Origin of the sequence: Bradyrhizobium sp. SZCCHNRI1029 (assembly GCF_032487555.1) — a bacterium.
In the GTDB taxonomy this organism is placed as follows: Bacteria; Pseudomonadota; Alphaproteobacteria; order Rhizobiales; family Xanthobacteraceae; genus Bradyrhizobium.
In genome coordinates this window covers 540753-555366 of the sequence record NZ_JAUEUK010000001.1, presented here as the reverse complement: position 1 = coordinate 555366, position 14614 = coordinate 540753, and the positions used below count along the sequence as shown (strand labels likewise).

The window sequence follows — 14614 nt, the reverse complement described above, 5'->3', positions numbered from 1 at the left end:
GCCGGCACTTGCTTGATTACGCTCAAATGCAACCATGAAGGAGTATGTCATGAACGTCGACAAAGCAGTTCTCACCTTCGCGGGCGTCGTCGTCCTGCTCAGCCTGACGCTGGGCTGGTACGTCAGTCCCTACTGGTTCTTGCTGGCGGCCTTTGCGGGCGTGAACATGATCCAGGCCTCGTTCACGGGCTTCTGCCCGGCGGCGATCGTCTTCAAGAAGCTGGGGCTCAAAAGCGGCAACGCGTTCTCCTGAATCGGTCGGAAGGACGGCAAGATGAAGCGGGGATATCATGGCTGACTCGGACGAAACCTATATCGTCGGGCCGCTCTACAAGGCGCGCGACAAGGTCTATCCGGCGGCCGTGCACGGCCGCTTCCGGCGCATCAAGTGGACGATCCTGTGCATCACGCTCGGCATCTACTACCTGCTGCCCTTCGTCCGCTGGGATCGCGGACCCGGCATGCCGAACCAGGCGGTGCTGGTCGATTTCCCGCATCGCCGGTTCTACTTCTTCTTCATCGAGCTGTGGCCGCAGGAGGTCTACTACTTCACCGGCCTGCTCATCATCGCGGCGGTCGCCCTGTTCCTGATGAACGCGGTCGCCGGCCGGCTGTGGTGCGGCTATCTCTGTCCGCAGACGGTGTGGACCGACCTGTTCTACGCCGTCGAGCGCTGGGCCGAGGGCGACCGCCGTGAGCGCATGCTCAGCGACAAGCGCGGCTGGACCTTCACCCACATCCGCCAGGCCGCGCTGAAGCATTTCCTCTGGATCATGATCGGCTGGTGGACCGGTGGCGCCTGGGTGCTGTATTTCGACGATGCGCCGACCCTGGTGAAGGACCTCGCCACCTTCCAGGCGCCGTTCACCGCCTATCTCTGGATCGGCATCCTGACGGCGACGACTTATGTGTTCGCCGGCCACGCTCGCGAGCAGGTCTGCATCTACATGTGCCCGTGGCCGCGCATCCAGGCGGCGCTGACCGACGAGTGGGCGCTCAACGTCACCTACAAGGGCGACCGCGGCGAGCCGCGCATGTCGGTCAAGAAGGCGGAAGCCGCACGGCTGCAGGGCGCACCCGCCGGGGATTGCATCGACTGCCATCAATGCGTCAACGTCTGCCCGACCGGCGTCGACATCCGCCACGGCATCCAGCTCGGCTGCATCCAGTGCAGCCTGTGCATCGATGCCTGCGACAGCGTGATGACCCAGATCGGCCGTCCGACGGGCCTCATCGGTTACGACACCGACATCAACGTCCAGCGCCGCAAGGAAGGCAAGCCCGAGATCTACCGGATCATCCGACCGCGCACGATCATCTATGCGACCTTCATCGCGATCGTCGGCGGGATCATGCTGTACTCGCTGGTGACGCGCGGCACGATGGGCATCAACGTGCTGCATGAACGTAACCCGCTGTTCGTGCAGTTGTCGGATGGCGGCGTCCGCAACGACTACACGGTTCGTCTGCTCAACAAGCGCGGGCCGCGCGACTTCGTGCTGGACGTCGTGGGGCTTCCGAACGCCAAGGTGACGGTGGCCGGCGAAACGCGCGAGCAGGACGGTCGTATGGTGATCGACGTCGGCCAGGATCAGACCCGCGAGATCCGCATGTCGATCGAGGCCAAGGGGGCCGACCTTCCCTCCGCGCCGGTGGACATCGAGATCAAGATCACGGATCCGGCGACCGGGACGTCGGTCAGCAAGCGCGATCACTTCGTTCCGGCGACACGATAGACCATCGTCGTTCGCCGATTGCGAGGCGCCAGCGATAGGCCGTTGGCTTATACGGACTGATCGAGGGAGGAGCAGGTCGCTCCTCCCTCGATTGCCGAGTCCGGTTGTTCCAAATCAATGCCGCTCGGAAGCCGCAGGCAGAGCATTCTCGCGTCAAGGGATCGGAAGCTTTCCTACTGACGGAGAAAGACAGATGTTCAAGGTCGCAATTCTCATCTGGGTCATGCTGGGCACGGTGCTGGCAGGCAGCGCGGTGACGGCATTGTTGACGGTGCAGGGGCTGGTCGCGAGTCCGATGAAAGACCTGCCGTTGGCGGCGCTGGTCGGATTCGTCGTCGCCATGCCGCTATCCTATCTCGTCGCCGCGAAGATCAAGGGCGGGCGCGGCCGGACGGCGTGACGGTCATCGACGACGGGCCGGATCATCGTGCTGGTCCGGCCTGATCGTCGCGCAGGAGCCGAGGGAGCGCCAGTCTGGCGCCGTCCATGAAGAGGTCGATCGCATCACGCACGGTTTGCTCGAGATCTGATGGAACCGGTGTCTCGTAGATGAACTTTCGGATCGCGAGATAGAAGATGCGTCCGTGCAGTCCCCAGAACATCTCCGTCTCGCGGCTGCCGAGAGGGCAGGTGGCGGCGTCTGGCAGCTGCAGTTCATGCCGCAGCTCGATCGCGGCAGGCTCGATGATCTCGTGCCGGACGAGGTCGAGATAGCGGCCGGTGATGCCGAACGACTTCATGCCGGAGAACACGAAGATCCGCACCCAGTTGTATTCGAACACGCGTGCCACGTAGTCGAGATAGAAGCCGGTCAGTCGCGCCTTGAGTGGAAGGCTGCGATCGCGGATCAGCGGGCCCCAGTCCTGCGACCAGCGGCTGAGATAGACCTCCTGATAGACGCGCTCGATCAGGGCTTCCTTGCTGGGGAAGTGCCGGTAGATCACCGAATGCGCGATGCCCATGCGCTTGGCGAGCTCCCGCGTCTGGCCTTCGAAGCCGCGCTCGGCGAAAAAGCGGATCGCTTCATCCACGATCACGCGCTCGCGGTCGGCGGCGCGCATGTTGCGGCGCCTCGCCTGAGGACGGTTCTCGGACCTGCGCGGGCGTCCATCAACTCGGCCTGTTGTCTCAGCGCTCGCTGTCTTCGGGGTCCTAGCCATGGTCTCTATCGATTGCGGCGACAGCCTGCTTGATAGCCGAAAGCTGATTTGTGACCAATCGTTCGTTTCTGGTTGACCGCGGTGCCGCTGCGTGCAACTCTTTTGAGACCAGATGGTCACAAATTTGGGAATCCGGGCTGGCGAGCCCTGGCGGTGAGGAAACGGATGAAAGCGAGGGCTTTCAGCTATTTTCGTGCACACACGATCGGCGAGGCGCTCGAAGCTCATGCGGGCGCGGGCGACGATGTGCGCTTCATTGCTGGTGGTCAGAGCCTGGTTCCGGCGCTGGCGTTGCGTCTTCAGGCCCCGCGAATTCTGATCGATATCAACCACATTGCAGAGCTGCGCGGCATCACGCGGGACGGCGAATGGTTGCGGATCGGCGCCTTGACCCGGCACTGCGAGATGCTGACCGATCCGCTGATCGCTGAGTTTGCGCCGCTGTTGCGCGCCGCAGCCCCGTTCGTTGCGCATCCTGCCATCCGCAATCGCGGGACCTTTGGCGGCAGTGTCGCGCTGGCCGACCCAGCCTCCGAGTTTCCGGCGATGGTGCTGGCGCTCGACGCCGAGATTGAGATTGCCGGCGCGTCCGGCCGGCGCCGCGTCAAAGCCGATGACTTCTTCACCGATCTTTTCGAGACGGCGATCGCGCCCGGCGAGATCCTCGTCGCGGTTCATGTTCCTCTCTTCCAAGCCGGCCAGCGCGTTGCGTTCGATGAGCTGGCCCGCCGGCGCGGCGACTATGCACTGGTCGGTTGCGGCCTGCTCGCGACCTGCCAGGGCGATCTGATCGAGCGCATCCGCATTGCATTCTTTTCGGTCGGCAACGTCCCGACCCGTGCGAGGCACGCGGAGACAGCGCTCACCGGCAACCGGATCGATGCTGCACGGATTGCGGCGGCGCAGGCTGCGCTCGACGCCGATCTCTCGCCCGCTGACAGCGACGATGTTCCGGCGGCGATGCGTCTGCATCTGGCGCGCGTTCTGCTCGGCCGGCTGCTGGGACGGATCGGAGAAGCCGCATGAGCCCGCCGGTCAACATCGAGACCGAGGAGCAGGTCCGCATTCGCCTCATCGTCAACGGCCGCAAGGTGGCGTGTGACGTCGCGCCTCGCGACACGCTGGTGGATTGTCTTCGCCAGCAGCTCGAGCTGACCGGCACGCATGCCGGTTGCGAGATGGGGGCCTGCGGCGCCTGCCTGGTTCAGCTCGACGGCGCTGCCGTGCATGGCTGCCTGATGTTCGCCGTGCAGGCCGATGGCGCGCGGATCGATACGATCGAGGGGCTCTCGGAGAGCGGCGTGATCGCCGACCTGCAAGCCGAGTTTCATCGGCGCAATGCGCTGCAATGCGGGTTCTGCACGCCGGGCATGCTGATCACCGCTCATGAGCTGCTGACCCACGTGGCACGGCCGAGTCGCGAGACCATTCGCGACGCGCTCTCGGGCAATTTCTGCCGCTGCACCGGATATGAAGCGATCGTCGACGCCATCGCCGCGGTCGCCGCGGCACGGGCAGCAACGGCATCGCAGGGCGCGGAGGGCTCGTCGCCATGAGCCCGCCGCTGACGTCGCTGGACCGCCCGAATTCCTATATCGGCCGCTCCGTGCCGCGACCGAATGCGAAGCGGCTGCTCGCCGGACGCGGGCGCTATGTGACCGACATTCGCCTGCCGCGCATGCTGTATGCCGCCTTCCTGCGCACCCCGTATGCTCATGCACGGATCACCGGCATCGAGGTCGATGCGGCGCGGGCGCTTGCGGGCGTGCATCTGGTTGCGACCGGCGCCGATCTGGCGAAGATCTGCACACCGTGGACCGGGACGCTCGATCATTTCAAGGGCATGATGTCCGAGCCGCAGCTGCCGTTGCCATTGGATCGCGTCGTCTGGGCTGGGCAGGCCGTGATTGCCGTGGTCGCCGAGAGCAGGGCGATCGCGGAGGATGCGCTGGAGCTGATCTCGGTCGACTACGAGGAGCTGCCGGCGGTGGTCGATCTCGACGCCGCGCGTCGGCCGGGGATGCCGCTGGTCAATCCGGTTGCGGCGTCCAACATCTGTTTCCGCACGCAGCTCGACAGCGGCCGCGTCGATGAGGCCTTCGCGTCGGCCGCGCATGTGATCGAGGAAGAATTCAGCTTCGGCCGTCATACCCCGGTCACGCTCGAGCCGCGGGCCATCGTCGCGGACTATGATTCCGAGAGCGGCGCGCTGACGGTGCACCACGCCACGCAGACGCCCTACCAGTTCCAGGATCTGTACGCTCGCCACTACGGCATCCCGGAAGCCAGCGTGCGCGTGATCGCGCCCGATATCGGCGGGTCGTTCGGCATGAAGCTGCATGTCTACCACGAGGACATGGCGGTTGTCGGGCTGTCGATCCTGCTCGGGCGCCCGGTCAAATACGTCGCCGATCGCATCGAGTCCTTCGTGTCGGATATTCATGCCCGCGATCACCACGTCCGCGCGCGCATGGCCGTCGACGCCGACGGCAAGATCCTTGCCATGGACGTCCACGATGCCACGGCGATCGGCGCGTTCTCGACCTATCCGCGCACCAGCGTCGTCGAAGGCAATCAGGTCATCCGCCTGATCGGTGCGCCGTATGATTTCAAATCCTACCGCGCCGCGCTCGAGGTCGTGTTCCAGAACAAGGTGCAGACCAGCCAGTATCGCGCGGTTGGACATCCCATCGCCTGCGCGGTCACCGAGCGCATGGTGGATCTCGCTGCTGCCCGCGTCGGGCTCGATCCATTCGCGATGCGCGCCAGGAACGTGATTGTCGACAGCGCCTATCCGACGGCATCGCCGACCGGCTACAGGTTCGAGGCGCTGTCGCACGAAGTCTGCCTGCGGCGGCTGCGCGGGATCATGGACTATGACGCGCTCCGCGCCGAGCAGGCCGAGCTGCGTCGGCGCGGCATCTATCGCGGCATCGGCATTGCGACCTTCGTCGAGATCACCAACCCGAGCCCTGCGTTCTACGGCGTCGGCGGCGCGCGCATTTCCTCGCAGGATGGCGCGACCGTCAGCCTGACGCCGTCGGGCGAGCTGCGCTGTGCGATCTCCGTGACCGAGCAGGGCCAGGGCACCGAGGCGATCATCAGCCAGATCGTCGCCGACCAGCTTGGTCTCGCCCAGGAGCGTGTCAAGATCATCACCGGCGATACCGAGGTCACGCCGCATGGTGGTGCGACCTGGGCCTGCCGCGGTGCAGGCATCGGCGGCGAGACGGCGCTGCAGGCCGCGCGAAAGCTCAAGGCGAACATTCTGGAGATCGCCGCGCTGGTGCTGCAGGAGCAGCCTGCTGCGCTCGACGTCATCGATGGCCAGATCGTCAGTGTCGCGACGGGGCAGCCGCGTCTGCCGGTCGCTGAGATCGCGCGCATCGCCTATTTCCGGTCCGACACCTTGCCACCGGGCACTCAGGCGCAACTGACGGTCAGCCATCATTTCGCGCCGCAGGGCTACCCCTTTGCCTTCACTAATGGCATCCAGGGCAGCTACCTTGAAGTCGATGTCGAAACCGGCTTCATCAAGCTGCTGAAGCACTATGTCGTCGAGGATTGCGGCCGCATCATCAATCCGATGCTGGTCGACGAGCAGTTGCGCGGCGGTGTCGTACAGGGTCTTGGCGCTGCGCTGTTCGAGGAATGCCGTTACAGTGAGACCGGCCAATTGCTCAACGGATCGCTGGCCGACTATCTGGTGCCGATGGCGATGGAGATGCCAGACATTACCATCGATCACGTCGAGACGCCGACGGCGGACACCATTCTCGGCGCAAAGGGCTGCGGCGAGGCCGGCACCGCGGCCGCGTCGGCCTGTGTGCTGAATGCGGTCAATGATGCGCTGATGCCCTTCGGCGCCTCCATCAACACCATTCCGATCACGCCAGCGCGCGTGCTCAAGACGCTCAATCGATACTAAGAAAACAAGGTTAGGGAGGACATCATGCAAGTCTACGAGACGAAGTTGCGACGCGCAGGAATATCCCGCCGCACGGCGCTGATGGGGATGTCGGCAGGTGTCGCCACGCTCGCGATGCCGCGCCTGGGGCGTGCCGCCGATGACACCATCCGCATCGGCTTTCCGACGCCGCTGACCGGTCCGTTCGCCGCCGAGGCGCGTGACCAGGTCAAGTGCGCCGAACTCGCCGTCAAGCTGGTCAACGACAAAGGCGGCGTCGCCGGCCGCAAGGTCGAGCTGCTTGTGCGCGACGACAAGCTCAACGCCGGCGAGGCGGCGACGCGGACGCTCGAGCTGATCGAGAAGGACAAGGTGCACGCTATCGTCGGCGCGCTCTCCAGCGCCGTCCAGCTTGCCGTCAACGAGGTGACGCGCGCTCGCGGCGTGATCTACGTGTCGATCAGCCAGTCCGACACCATCAACGAGGTCAAGGATTTCAGCAAATACACCTTCCACGAGGCGCTGAACCCGCACATGACCACGGCGGCCGTGGCCCGCCAGACCATCAAGAAGGGCATGAAGGTCGCCCATCTCGTGGCCGACTATGCCTATGGCCATGAGATGCTGCGCGGCTTCAAGCGGGCGCAGACGGCGATCGGTGCCGAGAGCGTCGGCGAGATCCTGCATCCGTTCGGTGCAGCCGACTATTCGACCTTCATGCCGCGGCTGATGTCGCTGCGGCCGGACGTGCTGTGCATCAGCAATTTCGGCCGCGACCAGGCCAACGCGATCAAGCAGGCGGTGGATTTCGGCATCAAGCAGCAGATGAAGATCGTGGTGCCGGTGATCCTGCACAATCAGCGCCTCGCCGTCGGGCCCGACGTGTTCGAGGGCGTCGTCGGCGGCGCCAACTATTATTGGGGTCTTGAGACACAGAACAAGACCGCGGCCGAGTTCAACAAGGCGTTCCGGGCCGCCAATGGCGGCGCGATCCCGACCGACTACGGCGCCTATGGCTACTCCGGCGTCGGCTCGCTGCTGCAGGCGATGCAGGCCGCCGGTGGCACCGACACCGATAAGGTCATCGCGGTGCTGGAGGGGCTGCAATACGATCTGACCAAGGGCCCGCAGCATTACCGCAAATGCGACCACCAGTCGGTGCAGTCGGTGCTTGTGCTGGAATCCAAGAAGAAGTCGGCGATGGCGAGCGAGAACGACCTGTTCGCGATCGTGGCCAGCGATCCCGGGGCGGACGAGATGCTGCGCAGCTGCGGCGAACTCGGCCACGCCACCTGATCCTGATCGCATGGACCTCTCGCTGATCATCATGCAGCTGTTTTCCGGCATCGCCCTTGGGGCGGTGCTGGTCATCACTGCGCTCGGCCTGACCATCGTGTTCGGCATGCTCGGCGTGGTCAATTTCGCCCATGGGGCGCTGTTCATGATCGGGGCCTATGCCGGTCTGTATCTGGCATCGCTGACCGGCAGCTTCTGGTGGGGCTTGCTGCTCGCCCCAATTCTGGTCGGCGCGTTCGGCATGCTGATCGAACTCGTCCTGGTCCGGCGCCTGTATGGCCGGTCGATCGATGATCCATTGCTGCTCACCTTCGGTCTCAGCTACATCCTGGTCGAGGGGGTGCGCATCGTGTTCGGCAGCGACGGTATTCCGTTTCCGACACCGTCCCAATTGATCGGCGTCGTCGATCTCGGCGTCGGCTTCTTCCCCAAATATCGTCTGTTCGTGATCGCGCTGGTCGCCGTCGTGCTGCTGGTGCTCTGGCTGATGCTGGAGAAGACCCGGGTCGGCCTGATCGTGCGGGCCGGCGCCCGTGATCCCCTGATCATGCGGGTGCTCGGGGTCGACATCGGCAAGGTGTGGCTCGCGATCTTCGGCCTCGGCGTCGGCCTTGCCGCGCTCGGCGGGGTGCTGGCGGGACCCATGCGCAGCGTCAATCCCGAGATGGGAACGCTGGTGCTGGCGGAAGCCTTCGTCGTCACCGTGATCGGCGGCCTCGGCTCGATCGTCGGTGCCGTGGTCGCGGGACTGATGGTGGGGATCTGCATCAGTATGGTCGCGCTGTTCGCGCCCGAGATGGCCACCATCGTGATGTTCGCGCTCATGGCCGCGGTCCTGCTGGTCCGGCCGCAGGGCCTGTTCGGCCTCAAGGGGAGAGCGTGATGACGGTGCAGTCGACCGGCGAAGCACCGCCGCTCCCTCAGGCGCAGCGCCTCTTCGCTTTCCTCGCGGATCACCGCGTGCTGGTCTCGCTGGTCGCGCTGGCGCTGCTGCCCTGGCTGCTGCCGTCGAAGGCGCTCGCCGTGAACGTCCTGATCTACGGCGTCGTGGTGATGGGCTACAATCTCCTGTTCGGCTACACCGGTCTGCTGTCGTTCGGTCACGCCGCATTCTTCGGCACCGGCGCGTATCTGACCGGCATCGCGATCGGTCGCTGGGGCCTGCCGTGGTTTGCCGCGGTGCCGGTGGCGATCGCGGCGAGCACGGCGCTTGCCGCATTGATCGGAACCATCTCGACGCGAACCCGCGGCATCTATTTCTCCATGGTCACGCTCGCGCTGGCGCAACTTGTCTACTACGTGGCATTGCAGGCCTCCTCCTTCACGGGCGGCGAGAACGGACTGCGCGGCTTCACGGTCGACCACATCGGTCTGTTCGGTGCGCAGATCAACTTCCTCGATCCCGTGAACAAATATTACGTGCTGATGGTGCTCGCGGCGATCGCGATCTGGGTTCAGTCGCGCATCCTCAACTCGCCGTTCGGCGCGGTCATCGAGGCGATCAGGGAGAATGAGCAGCGCGCGCGGGCGTGCGGCTACGACGTCGAGCGCTGCAAGCTGATCGTGTTCATGCTGTCGGGTGCCATCTCCGCCGTCGGCGGCTGCATGTCGGCGCTGCATCTGTCGATCGTGCCGCTCGACATCCTGCACTACCAGACCTCCGGCATGATCGTGATGATGGTGCTGCTCGGTGGCGCACGCAGCTTCTTCGGGCCGTTCGTCGGGGCCGCGGTCTTCCTGATTCTGGAGGACGTCGTGTCATTGTGGACGCCGCACTGGCAGATCGTGGTCGGCGCCATCTTCGTCGTGTTCGTGCTGTTCCTGCCCAAGGGCATCTGGGGCACGTTCCTCGATGTGCTGCCGATCGCGAGGCAACGCCGATGAGCACCGAGTTGTTGCGCGCGGACGGGATCGGCCGTCGCTTCGGCGGCTTCGTCGCGCTCGAAGGCATCTCAGTCGCGTTCGCGGCCGGTGAGCTGACCTCGATCATCGGCCCGAACGGGGCAGGCAAGAGCACCTTCTTCAACATTCTCTCCGGCACGCTGTCGCCGAGCAGCGGCACCCTGCGGTTCAAGGGCCGCGAGCTGAACGGCCTGCCACAGCATCGCTTCGTGCATCAGGGCATCTCGCGCTCGTACCAGATCACCAACATCTTTCCCGACTTGTCGGTGCACGAGAATGTCCGAGTCGCCGCCCAGGCGATGCGGGTAAGCTACGACATCTGGCGCAAGCGCGCCGATCTTGCCGAACTCCGCGAACGCGCCGATGCGGCCCTGATGGCGGTCGGCCTGATCGGCAGGTGTGGCGAGCTCGCGAAGTATCTCGCCCACGGCCAGCAGCGCGCGCTGGAGATCGCCATTGCGCTGGTCTCCGAACCGGAGCTTCTGCTGCTCGATGAGCCGACCGCGGGCATGGGGCCGGAAGAGACCAAGGAGATGGTGGCGCTGCTGGAGCGGCTGGCGGAGAAGCGCACGGTGCTGCTGGTCGAGCACAAGATGAAGATGGTGCTCGGCCTGAGCCAGCGGGTGCTGGTGCTGCATCACGGCCGGCTGCTCGCCGACGGTCGTCCTGAGGACATCCGATCCAACCCCGACGTGCGCCGGGTCTATCTGGGACAGAGTGAAGGCTATGGCTGAGACCGCGTTGCTCGAGCTCGACGGCCTCCAGGCCTGGTATGGCGCCAGCCACGTCCTGCACGGCATCTCGCTGCGCGTGAGCGAGGGCGAGGTGGTCGCGCTCGTCGGCCGCAACGGCGCCGGCAAGACCACGACATTGCGCACCGTCATGGGGCTGATGCCCCGGGCCGCGGGGCGCGTGCGCTTTGCCGGCCATGATCTGCTGCCGCTTGCGGCCCACAAGCGCTTTCATCTCGGGCTCGCTTATGTTCCGGAGGAGCGCCGCATCGTGCCGGGCCTGTCGGTGCGCGAGAACCTGCGGCTTGGGCTGGTCGCCGCCAGCGCCGATATCGAGGAGCGCGCGGCGTTCGCCGAGGTTGCGGAGACCTTTCCACGATTGAACGAGCGGCTGGATCAGGAGGGCGTCACGCTGTCGGGTGGCGAGCAGCAGATGCTGGCGATCGCGCGGGCCTTGATCGCGCGGCCGCGCATGGTTCTGCTCGACGAGCCGTCCGAAGGCATCATGCCGGTGCTCGTCGAAGAGATGGGCGTGCTGTTCCGGCGATTGCGCGACCAGGGCAAGACGCTGCTGTTGGTCGAGCAGAACGTCGAATGGGCGCTGCGGCTCGCCGATCGCGCCGTCATCATCGACCAGGGCGAGGTCGTGCATGAGAGCAGCGCCGCGGCGCTGCTGGCCGACAAGGATATCCAGGACCGCTATTGCGCGGTGTGATGTTTCGGACTGCGCCGGCATCATGACGCGCCATCTCCATCCGGCGCCGGCAGCTGCGGCAGCCGGGCGAGGCTGACGCCGGCGGCCTGGTGGAGGAACATGCGCTGGATCAGTTCGGCCGCCTGGCTCGCCGCATCCGCCGGTGCGAGGCCGCCCTGGCGGACGTTGGAGATGCAGTTGCGTTCGGCATCGACGCGGCCCCGGCGCGGCATCCAGGTGAGATAGAGGCCAAGGGAATCGGCCGCGCTCAGGCCCGGGCGCTCGCCGATCAAGATGATCGAGGCCGACGCGCCGAACAGCTCGCCAACATGATCGGCGAGCCCGACGCGGCCCTGCGAAGCAACGATCACCGGCGACAGCCGTCTGCCGGTTGCAGCCAGGCGCGGCATCAACATGTCGAGCACGGGCAGGGCGTTGACCTGGACCGCGCGGCTGCTCAGGCCATCAGCCACCACCAGCACGATGTCTGCCGGCGCGCGCGGCTCGGACAACAGCGCTTCCGACGCCGGCGACAGCAGGCGCCCTGCATCGGGACGCTGCAGATAGGTCGCGCGATCGGCAGCGCGGCTGTGCACGGCAAGGGCCGGCCAGCCATGCGCGGTCGCCTCGGCGGCAAAGCGCTCGGCGTCGAACGGCTTCAGCACGGCATCGCGCGCTTCGGCGTGGGCAGCCTGGAAGGCGAGATGTGCCGATGTCGGCAGGCCAGGACCGCAGCGTCCCAACGCGATCCGCGCTTCGGTATAGCGTGACAGCCAGCGCCAATCGTCCGATGACGACGTTGCCGGCGAGTCGCTCTTGTCGGAGCCGCCCATCACTTGGCCTCCAGCAGCGGCAGCGCCGGCATCAGCCGCGCCGGCTCGAAGCGCAGCTCGCCTTTGGCATCGCTGAGGCCGGTGGCCGCGAGCCAGGTCTCGAACTCCGGCGCCGCGCGCTTGCCGAGCACCTTGCGCACATAGAGCGCGTCATGGAACGAGGTGCTTTGATAGTTCAGCATGATGTCGTCAGCGCCCGGCACACCCATGATGTAGGTGCAGCCGGCGACGCCAAGCAGGGTCAGCAGCGCATCCATGTCGTCCTGGTCGGCTTCGGCGTGGTTGGTGTAGCAGACGTCGCAGCCCATCGGCAGCCCCAGCAGCTTGCCGCAGAAATGATCCTCCAGGCCCGCGCGTATGATCTGCTTTCCGTCGTAGAGATATTCCGGACCGATGAATCCGACCACGGTGTTCACGAGCAGCGGCCGATAGCGCCGCGCGACCGCGTAGCAGCGTGCCTCCAAGGTCTGCTGGTCGACGCCGCAATGGCCGCCGGAGGAGAGCTCGCTGCCCTGTCCGGTCTCGAAATACATCACGTTGCCCCCGACGGGGCAGCGCTGCAGGCCTTCGGCCGCGGCGAGCGCCTCGTCGAGCAGCGACAGCGTGATGCCGAAGCCGCGATTGGCCTCCTCGCTGCCGGCCAGCGACTGGAACACGAGATCGACCGGCGCGCGGCGCTCGATCGCCTTCAGCGCCGTCGTGACATGGGCCAGCACGCAGGACTGGATCGGTGCATGCGAGGCAAGCCGCAAGGTCTCGATCAAGTCGAGCAGCCGCACCATCGTCTCGACGTCGTCGCTCGCCGGGTTGATGCCGATCGTCGCGTCGCCGACGCCGTACATCAGCCCGTCGAGGATCGAGGCCGCGACGCCCTTGGGATCGTCGAGCGGGTGGTTGGGCTGCAGCCGTGTCGACATCCGGCCCGGCAGGCCGATGGTGCAGCGGAAGCGCGTCACGACCTCGCATTTCGCCGCGACCGTCACCAGGTCCTGCAGCCGCATGATCTTGCAGACCGCAGCAACCATCTCCGGCGTCAGCCCTGGCGACACGCCGCTGAGTGCATCTGCGTCGGCCGCATCCGACAGCAGCCATTCGCGGAAGTCGCCGACCGTGAGGCTTGCGACGGGAGCGAACGCCTTGCCGTCATGCTGGTCGACGATCAGCCGCGTGACCTCGTCGGTCTCGTAGGGGATGACGGCCTCGTTGAGGAAATGGCGCAGCGGCAGCTCGGCGAGCGCCATCCGTGCCGCCACGCCTTCGGCGGCATCCTCCGCGGCGAGGCCCGCCAGCACGTCGCCCGAGCGCAACGGCGTTGCCTTCGCAAGCAAGGTTCTGAGGTCGTCGAACCGGTAGCGCGTGCCGCCCAGCGTGTGTGAAAAACCCATTGGCGTTCTCCTTCAATGTTCCTCGTGGTCAGCCATGCCTGCCGGATCCGGCCGATGGATCGCCATCACGGGAAAGACGGGGAGGAACATCATTCGAAGACCTTGTTCTCAGGTTCGTCCAGCGCATCATCTTGCACGATATATGTCGGCATCAGATGACCATTTTCTGTGGCGGGGGCGCTTGATGTCCACCCGGCTTGCGTCGGCCGCGCCGTTGGCTAAGGTCGCATGGCGTACGAGGCAAGCAACCGAGGGAAACACGACATGGCGCGCGTCCGCTGTATCACCGAGATGGGCATGGGCGTCGACGTCCACGGCCGCGACGCCACCAAGGCGGCCAAGCGCGCGGTGTCGGACGCGATCCGCCATTCCAGCCTCGGCTTCTTCCGCATGGTCGGCAAGACGCCGCAGGACATGTTCGTGGACGTCACCATCGGCGTGCCGAACCCGGAGGCTGTCGACACCGCTGCAGTGGCCAAGGAGCTGCCCTATGGCACGGTGACCGTGACCGCGGTCAAAGGCGGGCTGGAGATTGCGGCCGAGGCCGGCAGCGACGCCATCATCATCGCCAACGCGGCGGTGCTGGTCCATCTCGACGACGGCAAGTGACGCTCACGTGCAGGGGTCATGCGCGTGGCGTTCTGATATGAATGTCAAACAGCATGTCATCGCGATCCCGCGGCGCGTTGCGCGCCCGGGTGATGATCGTACGGTGTCCCTCTTTGAACAGAGGGCGCAGGGAAGGCCGGGTATCCGCTGATACCCGCGGCCCCCGTGCGTGAAGAAGTGCACGGGGCAGGAACCACAGGCTCAGCCGGACGATCCCGGCCTTCCCTGCGCAACGGTTTTCCGGCTTATACGTGCTCTCCTCGGGGACCGGGCTTTGTTGCCCCCGTCGCCGGCCGATCATCATCTCAGCCGGCTTGACCTCAGCATCGGGAGGCCAGGACCACACGATTTCGCCGGCGCA

Annotated in this window: 15 protein-coding genes; 12 read left to right on the top strand and 3 right to left on the bottom strand. The window is 65.6% G+C overall.

Going from position 1 to position 14614, the window contains the following annotated elements; translation table 11 throughout:
- Positions 1-49: 49 nt before the first annotated feature.
- From QW861_RS02625 to QW861_RS02615, 3 genes are all read left to right on the top strand, one after another.
- On the top strand, positions 50-253 hold the full coding sequence (locus tag QW861_RS02625; protein WP_315827454.1) for a DUF2892 domain-containing protein: 204 nt from the start codon (positions 50-52) through the stop codon (positions 251-253).
- 37 nt (positions 254-290) lie between these two features.
- Positions 291-1736 (top strand): cytochrome c oxidase accessory protein CcoG, encoded by a 1446-nt coding sequence (gene ccoG, locus QW861_RS02620; RefSeq protein ID WP_316173881.1) that lies wholly within the window; start codon positions 291-293, stop codon positions 1734-1736.
- Positions 1737-1929: 193 nt separating this feature from the next.
- On the top strand, positions 1930-2136 hold the full coding sequence (locus QW861_RS02615) for a hypothetical protein (RefSeq protein WP_315712536.1): 207 nt from the start codon (positions 1930-1932) through the stop codon (positions 2134-2136).
- 22 nt (positions 2137-2158) lie between these two features.
- Here QW861_RS02615 and QW861_RS02610 read toward each other — a convergent pair whose 3' ends face one another.
- Positions 2159-2797 (bottom strand): helix-turn-helix domain-containing protein, encoded by a 639-nt coding sequence (locus tag QW861_RS02610; protein WP_315749866.1) that lies wholly within the window; start codon positions 2795-2797, stop codon positions 2159-2161.
- Between the two features lie 264 nt (positions 2798-3061).
- Between QW861_RS02610 and QW861_RS02605 the strand changes: the two genes are divergently transcribed.
- From QW861_RS02605 to QW861_RS02570, 8 genes are read left to right on the top strand one after another with little or no spacing between them, the layout of a single operon-like run.
- Positions 3062-3922, top strand: a complete 861-nt coding sequence (locus QW861_RS02605) for a xanthine dehydrogenase family protein subunit M (RefSeq protein WP_316192782.1) — start codon at positions 3062-3064, stop codon at positions 3920-3922.
- Positions 3919-4452 (top strand): (2Fe-2S)-binding protein, encoded by a 534-nt coding sequence (locus tag QW861_RS02600; protein ID WP_315749867.1) that lies wholly within the window; start codon positions 3919-3921, stop codon positions 4450-4452. The genes QW861_RS02605 and QW861_RS02600 overlap by 4 nt, the downstream gene beginning before the upstream one ends.
- Positions 4449-6824 (top strand): xanthine dehydrogenase family protein molybdopterin-binding subunit, encoded by a 2376-nt coding sequence (locus QW861_RS02595; RefSeq protein ID WP_316192670.1) that lies wholly within the window; start codon positions 4449-4451, stop codon positions 6822-6824. Before QW861_RS02600 ends, QW861_RS02595 begins: the two co-directional genes overlap by 4 nt.
- Positions 6825-6848: 24 nt before the next feature.
- Entirely contained in the window at positions 6849-8099 is a 1251-nt protein-coding gene (locus tag QW861_RS02590) for an ABC transporter substrate-binding protein (protein ID WP_315712532.1), read from the top strand.
- A gap of 10 nt (positions 8100-8109) precedes the next feature.
- Positions 8110-8982, top strand: coding sequence for a branched-chain amino acid ABC transporter permease (locus QW861_RS02585; protein WP_316192669.1), 873 nt, complete (start codon positions 8110-8112; stop codon positions 8980-8982).
- On the top strand, positions 8982-9983 hold the full coding sequence (locus QW861_RS02580; protein ID WP_316192668.1) for a branched-chain amino acid ABC transporter permease: 1002 nt from the start codon (positions 8982-8984) through the stop codon (positions 9981-9983). The genes QW861_RS02585 and QW861_RS02580 overlap by 1 nt, the downstream gene beginning before the upstream one ends.
- Positions 9980-10735 carry an ABC transporter ATP-binding protein gene (locus tag QW861_RS02575; protein WP_315749871.1) on the top strand — a complete coding sequence of 252 codons (756 nt, stop codon included), beginning with the start codon at positions 9980-9982 and terminating at the stop codon, positions 10733-10735. Before QW861_RS02580 ends, QW861_RS02575 begins: the two co-directional genes overlap by 4 nt.
- Entirely contained in the window at positions 10728-11447 is a 720-nt protein-coding gene (locus QW861_RS02570; protein ID WP_315712527.1) for an ABC transporter ATP-binding protein, read from the top strand. Before QW861_RS02575 ends, QW861_RS02570 begins: the two co-directional genes overlap by 8 nt.
- Before the next feature lie 20 nt (positions 11448-11467).
- On the opposite strand, the gene eutC is transcribed toward QW861_RS02570, so the two are convergent.
- Positions 11468-12259, bottom strand: a complete 792-nt coding sequence (eutC, locus tag QW861_RS02565) for an ethanolamine ammonia-lyase subunit EutC (RefSeq protein ID WP_315749872.1) — start codon at positions 12257-12259, stop codon at positions 11468-11470.
- Positions 12259-13644 (bottom strand): ethanolamine ammonia-lyase subunit EutB, encoded by a 1386-nt coding sequence (locus QW861_RS02560; protein WP_316184827.1) that lies wholly within the window; start codon positions 13642-13644, stop codon positions 12259-12261. Before QW861_RS02560 ends, eutC begins: the two co-directional genes overlap by 1 nt.
- A 264-nt stretch (positions 13645-13908) precedes the next feature.
- Here QW861_RS02560 and QW861_RS02555 point away from each other — a divergent pair, with 264 nt between their 5' ends.
- Positions 13909-14253, top strand: a complete 345-nt coding sequence (locus QW861_RS02555; RefSeq protein WP_315712523.1) for a Lin0512 family protein — start codon at positions 13909-13911, stop codon at positions 14251-14253.
- Positions 14254-14614: the final 361 nt, after the last annotated feature.